Below are 16,657 nucleotides of genomic sequence, written 5' to 3' on the forward strand. Positions count from 1 at the left end.
GTGGCGCTCGACGCCGGATGGGCCCAGGAGTGGCTGCGCGCCGCCGCGCGCGCGGTCGCCGAGAACCGGACGAAGCTGATGGAGCTTGACCGCGCGATCGGCGACGCCGACCACGGCGAGAACATGGATCGGGGCTTCGCCGCGGTCGTCGCCAAGCTCGACGCCGGCCCGCCGCCGGCCACTCCGGCCGAGGTGCTCAAGGCCGCGGCGATGACCCTGATGTCAACGGTCGGGGGAGCATCCGGGCCGTTGTACGGCACGGCACTGCTGCGTGCGGCGACCTCCCTCGGCGACGCGGCGGAGGCACAGCCCGACGCCGTCGTGGCCATGCTTTCTGCCGCCCGGGACGGAATCGTCGCCCGCGGCAAGGCCGAAAGCGGCGATAAGACAATGATCGACGCGTGGACCCCGGCGGTGGAGGCCGCGGCGACGGCTGCCTCCGCCGGTGCCGCGGCGGGTGCGGTCCTCGCCGCGGCCGCCAACGCGGCGCAGGCCGGTGCCGTGGCCACCGATCCGCTGGTGGCGCGCAAGGGCCGGGCCAGCTACCTCGGGGAGCGCAGCGCCGGCCACCGCGATCCCGGTGCCGTGTCGACGGCCCTGATCCTCGCGGCCGCGGCCGAGGCCGCCGGGGAGCCCGGATGAGCGTTGGCCTGGTCATCGTCTCCCACAGTGCCAAGATCGCGGAGGGGGTATGCGAGCTCGCCGCCCAGATGGCCGCGGACGTCCGCCTGGTCCCGGCCGGGGGAACTGACGCCGGCGGCGGGGCGGCACGGATCGGGACAAGCTTCGAAAAGGTTGCGGACGCCATCACGAAAGCCGGTCAGGGGGACGGGGTGGTCATCCTCACCGACCTCGGTTCGGCCGTAATGACCGCCGAAATGGCGCTCGAGTTCCTCGATGAGGACGAGCGCGCCACGGTGCGCCTCGCCAGCGCCGCCCTCGTCGAGGGGGCGGTTGCCGCAGCGGTGCAGGCGCAGGCGGGCGGCTCGATCGAGGAAGTCCTGCGCGCGGCCGAGGAGGCCGTTGTCTCCATCCGGCCCGAGGCCCTCGAACCCTTCGTGAGCCGGTCGGCCGCCGCACCCGGAGCCACCAGGGCCCCGGCTCCCGAGGGGCCGTCGGCCAGCGGATCCTGGGTCCTCCCCAACGACATGGGCCTCCACGCCCGTCCTGCTGCGGTCCTTGCCAGGGGTCTGACCGACCTCGATGCGGAGGTTACAGTCAACGGCATCGACGGCAAGTCGGTAATGCTCCTGATGAGCCTTGGGCTGGGCAAGGGCAAGACGGTGAGCGCCCGGGCGGTGGGACCTGACGCGGAGGCGGCCATCGAACTGATCGGAGCGGCCGTGGAGGACGGGTTCGGTGAAATGAACCAGGACCCGCAGCACTAGGACTCACGGGATCGGGACAGGCTGCGTCAGGACCGGCTGCGTCGGCAGCGGCCGGCGCCAGGGCGGGTCCCACGCCACCGGACCGGCGCTGTCCGGCGCCGGGATTTCCTACGCGGGCAGCTGAATTCCGGCTGCTGTCTCCTCGGCCAGGCCGTCGTCGAGCAGGCCCGCAAGGGCTCGCCCGCGCTGTTTCTCGGGTGCCCCCAGCCCGTGCAGCCGGGAGAGCGCCGCGGACAGGGGGCCCTCCCCGCCCACCCCGAGGTCGACGGGCCCGCTCAGCAGCACGTCCCGAACCACCGGGCCTTCGGCCTCGCGCAGCACCGCCAGGACCGCCCCGCGGACCTGGCGGTCGGTTCCCGCCCACGCCTGGCCCTTCGGGACATACTCGGCGGCGGGGCGGCCCGCGGCAAGCCAGGCACAGGAAGTCCGCAGCGGGCACTGCTCACACCCCGGGCTCCGCGCAGTGCACACGAGCGCCCCGAGTTCCATCACTGCGGCGTTCCAGCGCACCGACTCGGCGGGCTCCGCCGGGAGCAGGTCGGCGGCAAGGCGCATTTCCGCTGCGGTCAGGGAGCGCGCGGGCAGGGCGCTGCCGGTGACGGCGCGGGCGTGCACGCGGCGGATATTGGTGTCCACGACATTTTCGCGCTGCCCGAATGCGAAGGCCGCCACCGCGGCGGCTGTGTAGCTTCCCACTCCGGGCAGTGCCAGCAGTTCTCCATAGGTTTCCGGGACGGCCCCGCCGTGGCGGTCGACGAGAGCCGCGGCCGCCGCATGCAGGCGCAGGGCGCGGCGCGGGTATCCAAGCCGTCCCCAGTGCCGCACCGCCTCACCGGGGGCCGCGGCGGCGAGGTCCGCGGGGGAGGGCCAGCGGGCCATCCACTGTTCCCAGACGGGAAGCACCCGCACCACGGGCGTCTGCTGCAGCATCACCTCGCTGACCAGCACGCCCCACGCGGAGCGGTCCGGGCTGCGCCAGGGAAGGTCCCGGGCAGCTGAATCAAACCACTCAATGACGGACCGGTGCAGGGCTGGAAGGTCCCGCCGAGAAAACATTCGAACTCCTGAGAACAATTCTTCCTACTCTACTGACCGGCGTGGTGCCTCCGGCAATCGGCGCGGAATCCCTAGCCTTGGACCATGGAATCAGCAGGCAGTCAGCGCCTTTCCGGAAGCTCCGGGTACCCGCCGCGCCGACCAAGCCCGGCCGTTTACCGCAGACGGCGGCTGGTAGCCGCAATTCTGGCACTGCTCGTGATCGCAGGGCTGGCGGTCGGCGCCAAGTTCGTCGCCGACGCCCTCGCCGGGAACACCCCGGCGGCGAAGGCCGGTTCCGCCCCGGCAGCCCAGGAGACGGCCTCCGCTGCGCCATCCAAACCCGCCCCAGCGGCGAAATGCGACGAGAAGTCGGTGTCCGTCGAGGCGGTCACCGACGCGGGAACCTACGGGCGGGAGCAGAAACCCGCCTTCACCCTGGTGGTCCGCAATGACGGCGACGCGCCGTGCAAGGTCAATGTCGGCACCTCCCAGATGGAGTTCCAGGTCACGAGCGCCTCAGACCGAATCTTCTCGTCGGTCGACTGCCAGGACGGCTCGGAGGACCTCCTGAAGGACATCGCCCCCGGTGCTGAGGAAAAGGCGTCCTTCACCTGGGACCGGATCCGCAGCATGCCCGGATGCGAGGCCGTCGAGGCAACACCCGGCCCCGGCACCTACACCCTGACCACGAAACTCGGGAGCCGGACCAGCCCTCCGGCCACCTTCGTCCTCGAGTAACCCGACCGGGACTGGCGCCGGGCCGGCCGGCTACATGAACCGGTCGAGCAGCGACGTCTCGGCGATGCGGGAAAGGCCCTCGCGCACGGTGCGGGCCCGCTGTTCACCGATGCCGTCGACCGCCATCAGGTCCTCGATATTGGCGGCCATCAGGTTCTGGAGGCCGTCGAAGTGGTCGACGAGCCGGGTCGCTACGGCGGGCGGCACGGCCTTGATGCCCGAGAGCAGCCGGTATCCCTTGGGCTGGACGACGGCGTCGAGGGAATCGGTCGAGGGGTTGAACCCGAGGACGCTGGCGATTGTCCCGAGGTCGATCAGGTCGGTGGAGCTGAAATTCTGGAGGGTGGCCACCCGCTCCTCGGGGGAGGCGCCGTTGCTGCTGGGATCCATGTAGTCGCGCAGGACCATTTCACTGCCCGGCCCGAGGCCCGTCGTGAGTTCTTCCACCTGCAGCGACAGCAGGCGTCCGTCCACCCCGAGCTCAAGGACATACTGGGAGATCTCCTCGGAGATCCGCCGGACCATCTCCTGGCGCTGCAGGGTGATGGCGACGTCCCGCACGGTGACCATGGCCTCGATCTCCAGGGCCGACAGGGAGTTGGTGACCTGGTCGAGGCGGGCACGGTACCGCTCGAGGGTTGCCAGGGCCTGGTTGGCGCGGGCGAGCACCGGCTCCGACCCCTCCAGGACGTGCCTCAGCCCGTTCACGTACAGGGCGATGATCTGCATCGACTGGCTGACGGAAATCACCGGAACGCCGGTCTGGATCGCCACCCGCTCGGCGGTCCGGTGGCGGGTGCCCGACTCCTGAGTCGGGATGGTGCTGTCCGGCACGAGCTGGACGGCGGCCCTCAGGATATTGCTCGCATCCCGGTCGCAGACAATGGCCCCATCCATCTTCGCGAGCTCGCGCAGGCGGGTCGGGGAGAAGTCGATGCCGATGTCGAAGCCGCCGGAGCAGATGGAGTCGATGGTCCGGTCGAAGCCCAGGACGATCAGCGCACCGGTCCGGCCGCGGAGGATCCGTTCGAGTCCGTCGCGCAGCTGCGTTCCGGGTGCGACCCGGGCCAGGGTGGCCTTGAGGGCGTCCTCGGGGCTACGGGGCATCGTGCCATCCTTTCAGCGTCCGCGCGCCGTTGGGGACCGCGTGGTGGGGTGGCCCGGGAAGTGGCGCCGGGCCGAGGCGGGCACGGAAATTCCACGCAGCCGATCACAATACTAGTGGGCGCGCCCGGATTTTCCGGTGTCGGTGTTCGCCCGCGGCCAGTTCCCGCCGGCCCCGGCGGACGTCCGGGGACCCGGCGCCGCCGCGCAGGAAGCCGTGAGAGCGGCGCGCCTGGACCGGCCTAGAAGATCAGTGCCAGTGCCTCGGTGAGGGTAGAGACCTCCCGCACAGTGAAGCCCTTGGGGACCGGCCCGGGTCCATTGGGGGAGGCCGGGACGACGGCGTGGGTGAAGCCGAGCCTTTCAGCCTCGTGGATCCGCCGCGAGATTCCCGGCACCGGCCGCACCTCGCCGGCCAGCCCGACCTCCCCGAAGGCGATCAGCCGGGCCGGCAGCGGCTGGTTGGTCTTGGCCGACGCCACGGCCAGGGCGACGGCGAGATCGGTGGCCGGCTCGGAGAGTTTCACCCCGCCGACCGTCGCCACATAGCTGTCGTCCTTGGACAGGCTGAGCGAGGCGCGCTGCTGAAGCACGGCGAGCAGCATGGCCACCCGGGCACTGTCAAGACCGCTGGTGGCCCGCCGCGGCTGCGCGTTGGCCGATTCGGCCAGCAGCGCCTGGACCTCGGCGAGCAGCGGTCGCCGTCCCTCGAGGGTGACGGTGATGCAGGTTCCCGAGACCGGGTCCTTGGTCCGCGAGACGAAAAGGCCGCTCGGGTCGGCGAGCCCCTCGATGCCCGCGTCCGTCAGGTCGAAGCAGCCGACCTCGTCGGTTGGTCCGTACCGGTTCTTCACCGCCCGCAGCAGCCTCAGGCGCGAGTGCCGCTCGCCCTCGAACTGGCACACAACATCGACGAGGTGCTCAAGGAGGCGCGGCCCGGCGATCGAGCCGTCCTTGGTGACATGGCCCACCAGCAGGGTGGTCATATTCGTTGACTTGGCGGCGTTGATCAGGGATGCGGCCACCTCGCGAACCTGCGTCACGCCTCCGGCGGAACCGTCGACGGCCGCACTGCTGAGGGTCTGCACGGAGTCGACGATCAGCAGGGCCGGGCGGATCTTCTCGACCTGGCCCAGCGCCTGGCCAAGGTCGGTCTCGGCGCTGAGGTAGAGGGTGTCGGCGACGGCCGCTATCCGCTCGGCGCGCAGCTTCACCTGCGCAGCTGACTCCTCGCCGGTGACATAGAGGACATCCCGTCCCAGCCGGGCCACCCGGGCCGCGACGTCAAGCAGCAGGGTCGACTTGCCCACTCCGGGTTCACCGGCCAGCAGGATGACGGCCCCGGGGACAAGCCCGCCGCCGAGCACCCGATCCAGCTCGTCGATGCGCGTGGCCTGGAAAGCGGCGGTGGTGGCATCGACGTCGGCGATGCGCTGGGCCACCTGGGTGACAACCGCCGCCGCCGTGGTGCGGGCCACCGGCTGGCCGGTCTCCTCGACCGTGCCCCAGGCCTGGCACTCCCCGCACCGGCCGACCCACTTCGCCGTCGTCCAGCCGCACTCGGCACACCGGTAGGTGGGGGTGGTGCCGCGTCCGGAGCGCGCAGCTGCTGTCTTTGTTGCCATCCCCTCAGCCTAGCGGCGCCCCCGGACATTCGAGCCGGCACTGACATTCGGACCCGCACTGACATTCGGACCGGCGCCGCCTCCGGGTCAGAGCCGGGGAAGGTACCCAGCCGCCTCGTCGTGGGTGAGTCCCGACGCCTGGAGGAGGTCCACAACGAGGGGGCGGAACAGCAGGATCAGCCCCTCACCCTCGAGCCGCGACACGTTCAGCTTGGCCGGGTGGAGCTGGGTGGCGACCGCCGCGAGGTCGTTGCGGGCGGAGCGGAGGTTCAACCGCCGCTCCGCGGGGTGGGAACCGGCAAGACCTCGGGCGAGCACTGTGACGGCATCCGCAGTGTCCTCAAGGGCGTGGCTCAGGGAGGCGATGGCCTCATCGCTCAGCGCGGCGTGGTTGATCACGGAGGTCAGCCGCCGCGAGAAGACGCGGCTGTTGCGCACCGCCAGGTCGATCGCCTCGATTGAGCGCTCAAGGGAGCCAAGTTCGTCGCGGTGCCGGCGCTGGACGGGGGAGATCAGGGCGACCTCCTGGGCTGCCCGCAGGCTCTTCATCAGCGCGTCCAGGGGTGGCTGGGTGTTCCGGGCGCGCACCAGGGCATGCCAGGCCAGGGTGGAGTCGCTGCGGGAGAGCGCGTCCGCGTCCTCGCGCAGCACCGCGGCCAGCTCCTCAAGGAGGTCCTGCACCTCGGATTTCGGCGCTCGGCGGGGGTCCCGCGGCACCAGCATCGTGATGATCAGCGCGAACAGCCCGCCGACGACGGCGTCGGCGCTGCGGGTGAACGGCCCTCCCTCGGGTGCGGGCAGGAGGACGACCAGCAGCGACTGCAGGCCCAGCTGGGTGGTGAAGATGGTGCCGCTGTCGAGGAACCGCGCCAGCAGGATCGAGACGAACAGGACGATGGCCGCCTGCCAGATGCCGGTCCCCAGCAGCGCGAGGAGCACGTCGCCCAGGGCGATGCCCAGGGTGCATCCGAGCCCCACCTCGAGCACCCGGCGCAGGCGGGGATCGCTTGAGAACCCGAGGGCGATCATTGAGGAGGTCGCGGCGAACAGGGGGCCGTCGTGGCCGAGCACCTGCTCCGCGAAGGCGTAGGCGCCCACGGCGCAGACCGTAATCTGCAGCGCCATCAGGACCGAGTTGGAGCTTCGCTTGAACCCGACCCGGCTCCGGTTGCCCAGGAAGGCTGTTGCAGCGGAAATTCCTCGGCGGGGCATGGGTTCAGTTTCGCATAGGAGGCCAATGGACCTGCCGTGTTCACCTTCCGTTCATCTTTTGGGGCCAGTCTCGTTAACTGACCTGCCTACCGTGAGGGATGTACAAGGACGCGTACACCCCTCCCGGGTGTCTCCTGCGCACTGACGTTCAAACCCTGGAAGGGGCAATATCAAGTGAAGGTTCTTCGCTTCGGCCGTGCAGCGGCGGTTATTTCCGTGGCCGCCCTGGCTCTGACCGCGTGTGGCTCGGACAATGCCACGAACGCCCCCGCAGGTGAGGCCGGCCCCGCCGAGTCCACCGCCGCCGCCGTGTCGGGCACCCTCACCGGTGCCGGCTCGTCCGCCCAGAACGCCGCCATGACGGCCTGGCAGTCCGGTTTCCAGACCGCCCAGAGCGGCGCCACGGTCCAGTACTCGCCCGACGGCTCCGGCGCCGGCCGCGACGCCTTCCTGGCCCAGGGCGTCCAGTTCGCCGGATCCGACGCCGCACTCGACGACGAAGAGTACGAGGCGTCCAAGGAGATCTGCGGCCCCGACGGCGCGATCAACATCCCCGCCTACGTCTCCCCGATCGCCGTGGCCTTCAACCTGCCCGGCATCGAATCGCTGAACCTCGACGCCGACACGATCGCCTCGATCTTCCGCGGCGAGATCGAAACCTGGGACGACGAGGCAATCGCCTCGCAGAACGAGGGCGTCGAGCTCCCCGACACGGCGGTCACCGTCGTGCACCGCAGCGACGAATCCGGAACGACCGAGAACTTCACCGAGTACCTCGCCCAGGCGGCTCCCGAAGTATGGACCGATGAAGCCTCCGGCGAGTGGCCGTCGGCCATCGTCGCCGAGAACGCCCAGGGCACCAACGGCGTCGTCTCCACGACCTCCTCCACCGAAGGCGCGGTCACCTACACTGACGCCTCGGCCGTTGGGGATCTTGGCCAGGTCCACGTGTTGGTCGGCGAGGAGTACGTCGAGCTGAGCTCCGAAGCCGCCGCGCTCGCCGTCGAAGCCGCGACGCCGATCGAGGGCCGCTCCGAGGTCGACATGTCCCTCGAACTCGAGCGCGACACCGAGGAGTCCGGGGCCTACCCCGTCGTCCTCCTGTCCTACCACATCTACTGCTCCACCTACGAGGACCAGGAGACGGTTGACCTGGTCAAGGCCTTCGCCTCGTACGCGGTCAGCGAGCAGGGCCAGCAGGATGCCTCCGAGTCGGCAGGGAACGCGCCGATCTCCGAGACCCTCCGCGAACAGGCCCTGACAGCCATCGATTCGATCACCGTTGCCTCCTAGGCACACCTCCGCAGCTGCCCCGTCCGGTCGTTCAACGACCGGGCGGGGCACTCCGCTGTTCACGCACAGACCGGCTGGGGCGGTCGGTTTGTAATGGCTGGAGGAACGATGAACACTATCCAAGGCACTAGAAGAGACATCGAGTGCACTCCAGCACAACAGTTCCGAAGGGTTTAGCAGTGTCCACCACTACGTTGACCGAGACCCGCGGCGCGGGCCAGTCCGGAGACAAGATCTTCTCCGGTGCCACCCTCGCCGCCGGCTGTCTCATCCTCGCCGTCCTCTTCAGCGTGGCGATGTTCCTGCTGGTGCAGGCGCTCCCCGTGGCCGGCGCCGACCCCGCCGAAATCACCGGAGGGGAGGGGTTCTCCACCTACATCTTCCCCATCGTCATCGGAACGGTTGTGGCCGCGGCCATCGCCCTGCTGATCGCCACCCCGCTGGGGATCGGCGTCGCGCTGTTCATCTCCCACTACGCCCCCCGGCGCCTCGCACAGAGCTTCGGCTACGTCATCGACCTGCTCGCCGCGATCCCCTCAGTGGTGTACGGCGCGTGGGGCTACGCGGTGCTCGCCCCGGAACTGGCCAAGGGATACGCATGGCTCGCTGAGAACCTCGGCTGGATCCCCATCTTCGAGGGCCCCGCCAGCCAGACCGGTCGCACGATGCTCACGGCAGGGATCGTCCTGGCCGTCATGGTGCTGCCCATCATCACCTCCCTGAGCCGGGAAATCTTCCTCCAGACCCCCAACCTCCACGAGGAGGCGGCGCTGGCCATGGGAGCCACCCGCTGGGAAATGATCCGCATGGCGGTCCTTCCCTTCGCCCGCCCCGGCATCATCAGCGCCGCGATGCTCGGCCTTGGCCGTGCGCTCGGTGAAACCATGGCCGTCGCCCTCGTCCTTTCGGGCGGAGCGCTCACCGCGAGCCTGATCGCCTCCGGCAACCAGACCATCGCCGCCGAGATCGCGCTCAACTTCCCCGAGGCCTTCGGGCTCCGGCTCAGCGAACTCATCGCCGCCGGTCTCGTGCTGTTCGTCATCACCCTGGCCGTCAATATGGTGGCGCGCTGGATCATCACCCGCCACAAAGAATTCTCGGGGGCCAACTAATGACCAGCGCAACCCTGGCCCGCCGGCAGTCCCACCTCACCAAGGGGAAGCTGCCCTCCTACGCCGTGTGGCTCGTCCTCGGTGCGGCCCTCGTCTTCGGGGCGGCCGCTGCCTCCCTCGTGGGCTTCAGCGCCGTGTCCTGGGGCCTCTTCTCCGCCCTGTTCTTCCTCCTGGCTGCGACCGCGGTGACCGCGGTCGTCGAAGGCGGACGCAAGGCGACCGACTCGCTGGCTACCTACCTGGTGTACGGGGCCTTTATCGTGGCGCTCCTGCCGCTGCTGTCGGTGCTGTGGACCGTGCTCGAGCGCGGCCTGCCCGGACTCTCCTACGACTTCCTGTTCACCTCGCTCAACGGGGTGACCGGCGCCGTTGACAACGCCTCGGTCGCCAACGGCACGCCCGTGCTCGGCGGTGCCTACCACGCGGTGGTCGGCACCCTGCAGATCACCCTGTGGGCGACGGCGATCTCGGTGCCCATCGGGCTGCTCGCCGCCGTGTACCTCGTCGAGTACGGCACGGGCGGTCCGCTCACCCGGGCCATCACCTTCTTCGTCGACGTGATGACCGGCATCCCCTCGATCGTCGCCGGCCTGTTCGCCGCGGCCCTGTTCGGGCTGCTGTTCGGCCCCGGAACCCGCACGGGCTTCGTGGCCGCCGTCGCGCTCTCGGTCCTGATGATCCCCGTGGTGGTGCGCTCCACCGAGGAAATGCTCAAGATCGTGCCGAACGAACTGCGTGAGGCGGCCTACGCCCTGGGCGTGCGGAAGTGGCGCACCATCACGAAGGTGGTCATCCCCACCGCCATCTCCGGTATCGCCTCCGGCGTAACCCTCGCGATTGCGCGGGTGATCGGCGAGACGGCTCCTATCCTTGTAACGGCGGGTTTTGCCAGCGCCATCAACTGGAACGTCTTCAGCGGCTGGATGAGCACCCTGCCCACCCTGATCTACTACCAGATCCTCACGCCGACCTCCCCCACCAACACCGATCCCAGCACCCAGCGCGCCTGGGCGGCGGCGCTCCTGCTGATCCTGATGGTCATGCTGCTGAACCTCGCTGCCCGCCTGATCGCCCGTATGTTCGCCCCCAAGACAAGCCGCTGAGCTTTTCGCGGCAAAACGAATAAGGAAAACATGTCCAAGCGAATCGACGTCAAGGACCTCAATGTCTACTACAGCAAGTTCCTTGCTGTTGAGGGCGTCAACATTGAAATCAAGCCCCGCTCGGTCACCGCCTTCATCGGGCCCTCCGGCTGCGGCAAGTCGACCTTCCTGCGCACCCTGAACCGCATGCACGAGGTCATCCCCGGCGCACGGGTCGAGGGTGAGGTGCTCCTCGACGGAGACAACCTCTACGACCAGAATGTCGACCCCGTGAACGTCCGCAGCCAGATCGGCATGGTCTTCCAGCGGCCCAACCCGTTCCCCACTATGTCCATCCGGGACAACGTGCTGGCCGGCGTGAAGCTCAACAACAAGCGGATCAGCAGGTCCGACGCCGATAACCTCGTCGAGAAGTCCCTGCGCGGTGCGAACCTCTGGAACGAGGTCAAGGACCGCCTGGACCGCCCGGGCTCGGGACTCTCCGGCGGCCAGCAGCAGCGCCTGTGCATCGCCCGGGCGATCGCCGTGTCACCCGAGGTGATCCTTATGGACGAGCCGTGCTCGGCGCTCGACCCCATCTCCACCCTCGCCATCGAGGACCTGATCAACGAACTCAAGAACGACTACACGGTCGTGATCGTCACCCACAACATGCAGCAGGCCGCCCGCGTGTCGGATAAGACCGCGTTCTTCAACATCGCGGGCACAGGCAAGCCCGGCAAGCTCATCGAGTACGGCGAGACCGCGACGATCTTCAGCAAGCCCACCGTCAAGGCCACCGAGGACTACGTCTCGGGCCGCTTCGGATAGGCCCGGCCCGCTCCTCGGCCCCACCGCCGCCCGGAACCCTCCGGACGGCGGTGGGGCCGATGCGGTTAAGGCCCGGGCGGACGGGCGCCGGGATCCGGGCCGGGAGCCTAGAGCAGCGGGCTCAGGGCCAGGAAGAAGATGGCGCCCAGCAGGCCGGCGACGGCGGCCGTGGCAACCCACACGATGAGGATCCGCAGCAGCTCGGTGCCCCGCACGGAGGCGAAACGCTGGTTCGCCCCGGCCCCGACGATCGCCGACGTCATCGTGTGGGTGCTTGAAAGCGGCACCTGGAGGGAGATGGCGCCGATGAACAGCATGGCCGTGCTCACGCCCTGGGCGCTCATGCCGCGCAGCGGATCGATCCGAACCAGCCGGTTCGCCAGGGTGTGGGTGATGCGCCAGCCGCCGAAGGCCGAGCCGCAGGCCAGCAGCGCCGCGGCGAACAGCTGGACCCACAACGGCATCTCCCCGCCGCTTGAGGCCCCGGCGGCGACAAGTGCCAGCAGGATGACGGCCATGGTGCGCTGCCCGTCCTGGAGGCCGTGGCCCAGTGCGAAGGCGCCGGCGAGGACGGACTGGGCCATCCGGTTCCCCCGGTTGACCCGGCGGGGCGAGTTGTGCCGCAGCGCCCAGGTCGCCACGAACACCAGGGCGTATGCCAGGAGATATGCCACCACGGGGGAGAGCAGCAGCGGCAGGACGATCTGAAAGAAAAAGACCCGCTCCGAACCCGTTACGGACGCCCCACTCATCAGCTGTGACGCGCCGCCGGCTCCGATGATTCCGCCGATCAGCGCATGGGTCGACGACGACGGCTTGCCCCGGTACCACGTGAAAAGGCCCCAGCAGCCGGCTCCGATCAGTCCCGCCAGCAGGATCCCCAGGCCGGTGGTGCCCGGCGGCAGGCGCAGCCCCGCGTCGGTGAAGAACAGCGCCAGCGAAGTGCTCAGCAGCGCGCCGGTGAGGCTGAACGCCGCAGCCAGCAGCACCGCGATCGTTGGGGTCAGAGCGCGGGTGCGCACCGCCGTCGCGACCGAGTTCGACACATCATGGAAGCCGTTGAGGAACGCAAAGCCGCCGGCGCATCCGATGACGGCCGTCAGCAGGAAGAGCTCCACCTAGGATTCCTTGACCAGGATGCTGCCCACATGGGTGGCGACCTTGCGGATGTCCTTGGTCACCTCGACGAGCTGGTTGGCGATGTCGCGGTGCCGGGCGTACGCCAGCGGCTTGTGCTCCCCGAGCAGTTCGGCGCACCAGCTGCGGTGGGTGCGTTCGGCCCGGCGGGCGAGGCGCAGGATCTCGATCCAGTACTCCTCGAGTTCGTCCATCGAGTCGAGGCGCTGCATGGCGGTGGCGGTCAGTTCCGCCTGCCGGTTGATGACCTCGAGCTGTTCGGCCGCGCGCTGGCTGAGCCGGCTGAGCTTGTACAGGGCGATCAGCTCCGCGGCGCCGTCGAGCTTTTCGATCGCCTCGTTGAGCAGGCGGGAAAGGGTGTAGAGATCCTCGCGGGGGAGCGGGTTCACGAACGAGGTCCGCATCGAGGTCAGCAGGGCGAAATGCAGGTCGGTCGAGACCGCTTCGTGCTGGTGCATCTCCTCGGCCAGGCGGTCGTACTCCTCGGTTGTGGCGCCGAGCACCGCCGACATCGTACCCACCCCGAGCACGAGCTGCCGCGCCATGCGGGAGAGCAGTTCGAGGCCCGCGTTTTCCTGTGGAAAGAGGCGTAACTTCACTGATGCTTCCCTGTCTCAGGCACGGCGGCAGAACTAACGAACGGGGGGCGCACTGCGTCTGGGCGCGGTAATGGCGTCGAACCGGGAGCGCCTCTCGGCGGAAGGCCGCTCGAAGCGGCTGAGTGTTGAAGCCCGGGGGTTCCACGGTCCGACGCCGGTTTTAGTCTTCTACTCCGTTGCGCCGGTGTCAACATCGTGACCTGCGCCCGCCTAGTCAAGCTCCCCCCGCCGCCAGGCGGCCGCCGCGTGTTCAAGGTCCTCGGCGGTCTTGATCAGCCGGTGCGAGTTCTTCGTCAGTTTCGCTGCGTGGGCTTCGTTTGAATGGTGGGCCTGCTCCGCATGGTTCACCTGGCCCAGCGCGACCACCCGGCAGAAAGCGGCGAAGCGTTCGAGGGCGACGTCGAAATCCCCCTCGAAGGCCCCGGAAAGGATCTTGTCGGCCATATCGGTCATCTCGGTGGCACCCGGGGGTTCGGCGACGCCGGCGACAACCTTCGAGACCTGGGCCACCTCCTTGCCCGAGGTGAAGTAGGAGGCGATGCGCTCCGGGTCCTTTTGCGTCGCGGCGCGCAGGGCGTAGAGGCGCCACAGGGCACCGGGCAGGGACCGCGCCGGGCTCTCGGCCCACATCTCCGCCACGGCCTCAAGGCCCTGTTTGTCGGCGAGTTCGACCAGCCGGCGGGTCACCTCGGGGTCGTCGGATTCCCGCCCGTGGTGCACCAGCGCATGCGCTGCCATGTGTGCGGCCTCGGAGACCCTGGACGGGTCGATCCCGCCGGCGAAGATCTCGAAATCGACCGGGGCGAAGGGCTTCGGTTTATGCGGCCGTGGGCTTTTGTTGTTGTAGTCGCCGTCCATGAAATGAGGATACTCCTGCTACGGAAGGCCGTTCGAAGGCGATGACTCAGCGTTCCGGAAGGATGGACACCGCGGTGGTGCGGGTGAAGAGGGAAGGCCCGTGGTGAGAGTCCCGGTGCAACGCCCCGGGGGTGTTTGGGATAAAGTTAAAAAGTCGCCCGGGCTGGTGAAACCGGTTCGGAGGCGGCGGGCCTTTAGCTCAGCTGGTAGAGCATCGGACTTTTAATCCGTGGGTCGTGGGTTCGAGCCCCACAGGGCCCACTCCTCCGGGAGTGCCGACAACCCCGCCCGGCACCGCGCCGGGCGGGGTTTTCTGCGTCCGGGCCGATCCGGAGGCGGGGGATTGACTACGGCCCGTGGTGCGTCTGCAATGGAGGGGTAACCGCCCGCCGGGCCGAGGGTCCGGACGGCACCTGCGAAAGTAGTCCGATGCCCGCCGCCACCGCTCTGATCGTTGCAGCCGCTGCCATAGCGGCGCTGGTCGGCTGTGCCGCCTGGCGCATCGACGCCGCCCTCAAGCGCCGTGCGGACGCCGATACGCTCTTCTGGCTCGCCTTCGCCTCACTCCTGGCCCTGGTCGCCGGATGCCTCGCTGCGGTCCCGGCGGGTGCCGGTGGCGCCGCGGCCGCGGCTGCGCTGATAGCAACCACCGCAGGGACCGTTTGGCTCGGGCTGAGGGAGCAGCGGCGGGCCGGGACCCGTAGGACGGCGGCCGCCTCCGGCCGGCTGCGCTCCCTTGAGGCCCGGCACGACGCCGTGCTGCGCCGCTGGGCGGCCTACGAGCTCGACCCGGCACTGGCCCTGAACTACCCGGCAATGACCGACACCCGCGGGCCCGAGTCGCGCCGGGTGCTTGCCGCCATGCGCGAAGCCCTGAACCGGCGCCGGGCCCTCGAGCCTGAGCCGGCAGCGGCATCGGGCCAGGGGTCCGGGACCGGTTCCCTCCTGGCCGACTACGCCGCGTCGGTCCTGGCGTTGGAGCGGGCCCTGGGTGCGGCGGAGGCGGCCGCCGGCGTCGAACCGACGCAGGGACCCGCGCGGCTGCAGGAGGAGCCCCAGCGGCGACGCGTGGGCCCCCCTCGGGCGCCGTCACCCGAGGCGTAACGGGCCGAGGTCCAGGCGCGGAGTCCGACGCCGCCCCTCGGCCGGAGCTCGGAGGTCCCGTCTCCGGAAGCTCCAGTTCGAAATCGTTATGGTCCAGGCGGTGCCGCCCCGGCTGCCGCCCGGTAGGGTTTGATACCGGACAAGGGATGATACGGAAGGGACTCATGCGCTTTTTGAGACGGTGCTCTCTCGTGCTGACGGCTGCCGCAATGGTCGCGGTCGGTGGAGTTTTCGCCACCGGATCCGCAGCGGTTCCCGCCTCCGCGGTTCCCGTCCCCGCAGAGCCCGCCGCGCACGTGGTGGTGGGGGAGAAGGCCGCAGGGACTTCCCCGGTCCGGGTCGCAACCTACAACGCCAGCCTCAACCGGCAGAACCCCGGGGACCTGGTCCGCGAGCTGTCAGGCACCACGAGCACCCAAGCGCGGGCGGTCGCAGGAATCATCCAGGCCACCGCACCCGACGTGGTGCTCCTCAACGAATTCGATTACGACCCCGATCACCGCGCAGCCGAGCTTTTCCGCACCAACTACCTCGCGGTCGGCACGGGCGGCGCTCGGGGCATCACCTACCCCTACGTCTACACCGCGCCGTCCAATACCGGTGTTCCCAGCGGCCTGGACCTCAATAACGACGGCGTCATCGGCGGGCCGGACGACGCGTTCGGCTACGGGGCCTTCGAGGGCCAGTACGGCATGGTTCTCTACTCGAAATATCCGATCGATACGGCCAACGTCCGCACCTTTCAGAACTTCAAGTGGAGCGACATGCCCGGCGCGCTGCTTCCGACCGACCCGGTGTCGGGCGGAGCCGACTGGTACTCCGCCGACGAACTGGCCCAGGTGCGGCTCTCCAGCAAATCCCACTGGGATGTTCCGGTGATCATCGGCAGGAAGTCGATCCACATCCTGGCCAGCCACCCCACGCCGCCGGTCTTCGACGGACGCGAGGACCGCAACGGCAGGCGCAACAACGATGAGATCCGGTTGTGGGCCGACTACATCGAAGGCGGGAAGGCGGCGGCCTACCTCTACGACGACCAGGGCCGGTGGGGCGGGCTCGACGGGGGCGAGCGGTTCGTCATCCTGGGTGACCAGAACAGCGATCCCCTGGACGGCGACTCGATCGCGGGCTCGATCGACCAGCTCCTGATCCACCGCCTGGTGCATGACCCGCTGCCCTCCTCCGAAGGGGCGGCGGAGGCGTCGGCCCTGCAGGGAGGCGCCAACGCGCAGCACCGCGGCCTCCCGGCGCATGACACCGCCGACTTCGAGGACCAGTCCGCCGGGAACCTCCGCGTCGACTACGTGCTGCCCTCGAAGAATCTGCCGGTGCTTCGAAGCGGAGTCTTCTGGCCGCGGGTGGGAACCCCCGGCTCCGACCTGACCGGAATCTTCCCGTTTCCCTCAAGTGACCACCGCCTCGTCTACGCCGACCTGAGGGTTCGGGGCAGCTAGGAGTCCGCTAGGTCTTGATGGGCCGGCCGAGCTAACCTACGCTTGCGTAAGTTACGCTGCCGTAGGTGCGGCGCTTCCCGAA

General features: G+C 69.2%; 16 protein-coding genes and 1 tRNA gene. 10 read left to right on the forward strand and 7 right to left on the reverse strand.

Features of this window, described 5'->3' with window-relative positions; genetic code table 11:
* Complete coding sequence (gene dhaL / locus I6N91_RS06900) at nucleotides 1–642, forward strand: dihydroxyacetone kinase subunit DhaL (RefSeq protein WP_198811871.1); 642 nt, start codon at nucleotides 1–3, stop codon at nucleotides 640–642.
* The gene (gene dhaM / locus I6N91_RS06905; RefSeq protein ID WP_198811872.1) at nucleotides 639–1,388 is read left to right on the forward strand and encodes a dihydroxyacetone kinase phosphoryl donor subunit DhaM; all 750 of its coding nucleotides are present in this window, start codon (nucleotides 639–641) and stop codon (nucleotides 1,386–1,388) included. The genes dhaL and dhaM overlap by 4 nt, the downstream gene beginning before the upstream one ends.
* A gap of 108 nt (nucleotides 1,389–1,496) precedes the next feature.
* Here dhaM and I6N91_RS06910 read toward each other — a convergent pair whose 3' ends face one another.
* Entirely contained in the window at nucleotides 1,497–2,444 is a 948-nt protein-coding gene (locus tag I6N91_RS06910) for an A/G-specific adenine glycosylase (protein WP_198811873.1), read from the reverse strand.
* 84 nt (nucleotides 2,445–2,528) lie between these two features.
* Here I6N91_RS06910 and I6N91_RS06915 point away from each other — a divergent pair, with 84 nt between their 5' ends.
* Nucleotides 2,529–3,164 carry a hypothetical protein gene (locus I6N91_RS06915; RefSeq protein ID WP_198811874.1) on the forward strand — a complete coding sequence of 212 codons (636 nt, stop codon included), beginning with the start codon at nucleotides 2,529–2,531 and terminating at the stop codon, nucleotides 3,162–3,164.
* A 30-nt stretch (nucleotides 3,165–3,194) separates the two neighbouring features.
* On the opposite strand, the gene disA is transcribed toward I6N91_RS06915, so the two are convergent.
* The 3 genes from disA to I6N91_RS06930 all read right to left on the reverse strand — a co-directional run bounded on the left by disA (nucleotide 3,195) and on the right by I6N91_RS06930 (nucleotide 7,105).
* Complete coding sequence (gene disA, locus I6N91_RS06920) at nucleotides 3,195–4,271, reverse strand: DNA integrity scanning diadenylate cyclase DisA (RefSeq protein WP_198811875.1); 1,077 nt, start codon at nucleotides 4,269–4,271, stop codon at nucleotides 3,195–3,197.
* A gap of 239 nt (nucleotides 4,272–4,510) precedes the next feature.
* Nucleotides 4,511–5,893, reverse strand: coding sequence for a DNA repair protein RadA (gene radA, locus I6N91_RS06925; RefSeq protein ID WP_159801925.1), 1,383 nt, complete (start codon nucleotides 5,891–5,893; stop codon nucleotides 4,511–4,513).
* 87 nt (nucleotides 5,894–5,980) lie between these two features.
* Nucleotides 5,981–7,105 (reverse strand): aromatic acid exporter family protein, encoded by a 1,125-nt coding sequence (locus I6N91_RS06930; protein WP_198811876.1) that lies wholly within the window; start codon nucleotides 7,103–7,105, stop codon nucleotides 5,981–5,983.
* A gap of 174 nt (nucleotides 7,106–7,279) precedes the next feature.
* Here I6N91_RS06930 and pstS point away from each other — a divergent pair, with 174 nt between their 5' ends.
* From pstS to pstB, 4 genes are all read left to right on the forward strand, one after another.
* A complete protein-coding gene (gene pstS, locus I6N91_RS06935; protein ID WP_198811877.1) occupies nucleotides 7,280–8,398 on the forward strand; it encodes a phosphate ABC transporter substrate-binding protein PstS in 1,119 nt (372 codons plus the stop codon).
* Between the two features lie 179 nt (nucleotides 8,399–8,577).
* Nucleotides 8,578–9,510: a phosphate ABC transporter permease subunit PstC gene (gene pstC, locus I6N91_RS06940; RefSeq protein ID WP_198811878.1), complete on the forward strand. Its 933-nt coding sequence runs from the start codon at nucleotides 8,578–8,580 to the stop codon at nucleotides 9,508–9,510.
* Complete coding sequence (gene pstA, locus I6N91_RS06945) at nucleotides 9,510–10,613, forward strand: phosphate ABC transporter permease PstA (protein WP_198811879.1); 1,104 nt, start codon at nucleotides 9,510–9,512, stop codon at nucleotides 10,611–10,613. The genes pstC and pstA overlap by 1 nt, the downstream gene beginning before the upstream one ends.
* A 30-nt stretch (nucleotides 10,614–10,643) precedes the next feature.
* Nucleotides 10,644–11,423, forward strand: a complete 780-nt coding sequence (gene pstB, locus I6N91_RS06950) for a phosphate ABC transporter ATP-binding protein PstB (RefSeq protein WP_198811880.1) — start codon at nucleotides 10,644–10,646, stop codon at nucleotides 11,421–11,423.
* A gap of 107 nt (nucleotides 11,424–11,530) precedes the next feature.
* On the opposite strand, the gene I6N91_RS06955 is transcribed toward pstB, so the two are convergent.
* From I6N91_RS06955 to I6N91_RS06965, 3 genes are all read right to left on the reverse strand, one after another.
* On the reverse strand, nucleotides 11,531–12,541 hold the full coding sequence (locus I6N91_RS06955; RefSeq protein ID WP_198811881.1) for an inorganic phosphate transporter: 1,011 nt from the start codon (nucleotides 12,539–12,541) through the stop codon (nucleotides 11,531–11,533).
* Nucleotides 12,542–13,159, reverse strand: a complete 618-nt coding sequence (locus I6N91_RS06960; protein ID WP_120165818.1) for a DUF47 domain-containing protein — start codon at nucleotides 13,157–13,159, stop codon at nucleotides 12,542–12,544. It abuts the gene before it with no gap.
* Nucleotides 13,160–13,369: 210 nt separating this feature from the next.
* Nucleotides 13,370–14,017 carry a hypothetical protein gene (locus tag I6N91_RS06965; protein WP_198811882.1) on the reverse strand — a complete coding sequence of 216 codons (648 nt, stop codon included), beginning with the start codon at nucleotides 14,015–14,017 and terminating at the stop codon, nucleotides 13,370–13,372.
* Between the two features lie 188 nt (nucleotides 14,018–14,205).
* Here I6N91_RS06965 and I6N91_RS06970 point away from each other — a divergent pair.
* The 3 genes from I6N91_RS06970 (at nucleotide 14,206) to I6N91_RS06980 (ending at nucleotide 16,575) form a co-directional block, all read left to right on the forward strand.
* Nucleotides 14,206–14,278, forward strand: a tRNA-Lys gene (locus I6N91_RS06970).
* Between the two features lie 168 nt (nucleotides 14,279–14,446).
* Complete coding sequence (locus I6N91_RS06975; protein WP_198811883.1) at nucleotides 14,447–15,121, forward strand: hypothetical protein; 675 nt, start codon at nucleotides 14,447–14,449, stop codon at nucleotides 15,119–15,121.
* A 164-nt stretch (nucleotides 15,122–15,285) separates the two neighbouring features.
* On the forward strand, nucleotides 15,286–16,575 hold the full coding sequence (locus I6N91_RS06980) for an endonuclease/exonuclease/phosphatase family protein (protein ID WP_198811884.1): 1,290 nt from the start codon (nucleotides 15,286–15,288) through the stop codon (nucleotides 16,573–16,575).
* The last annotated feature ends 82 nt before the right edge of the window (nucleotides 16,576–16,657 follow it).

The sequence above is a fragment of the Arthrobacter sp. MSA 4-2 genome, assembly GCF_016405885.1.
Classification (GTDB): domain Bacteria; phylum Actinomycetota; class Actinomycetes; order Actinomycetales; family Micrococcaceae; genus Arthrobacter_D.

Coding starts and splice junctions, on each gene's coding strand:
- dhaM (WP_198811872.1), top strand. CDS start 639: ATGAGCGTTGGCCTGGTCATCGTCTCCCACAGTGCCAAGATCGCGGAG.
- I6N91_RS06910 (WP_198811873.1), bottom strand. CDS start 2,444: ATGTTTTCTCGGCGGGACCTTCCAGCCCTGCACCGGTCCGTCATTGAG.
- I6N91_RS06915 (WP_198811874.1), top strand. CDS start 2,529: ATGGAATCAGCAGGCAGTCAGCGCCTTTCCGGAAGCTCCGGGTACCCG.
- disA (WP_198811875.1), bottom strand. CDS start 4,271: ATGCCCCGTAGCCCCGAGGACGCCCTCAAGGCCACCCTGGCCCGGGTC.
- radA (WP_159801925.1), bottom strand. CDS start 5,893: ATGGCAACAAAGACAGCAGCTGCGCGCTCCGGACGCGGCACCACCCCC.
- I6N91_RS06930 (WP_198811876.1), bottom strand. CDS start 7,105: ATGCCCCGCCGAGGAATTTCCGCTGCAACAGCCTTCCTGGGCAACCGG.
- pstA (WP_198811879.1), top strand. CDS start 9,510: ATGACCAGCGCAACCCTGGCCCGCCGGCAGTCCCACCTCACCAAGGGG.
- pstB (WP_198811880.1), top strand. CDS start 10,644: ATGTCCAAGCGAATCGACGTCAAGGACCTCAATGTCTACTACAGCAAG.
- I6N91_RS06965 (WP_198811882.1), bottom strand. CDS start 14,017: ATGGACGGCGACTACAACAACAAAAGCCCACGGCCGCATAAACCGAAG.
- I6N91_RS06975 (WP_198811883.1), top strand. CDS start 14,447: ATGCCCGCCGCCACCGCTCTGATCGTTGCAGCCGCTGCCATAGCGGCG.
- I6N91_RS06980 (WP_198811884.1), top strand. CDS start 15,286: ATGCGCTTTTTGAGACGGTGCTCTCTCGTGCTGACGGCTGCCGCAATG.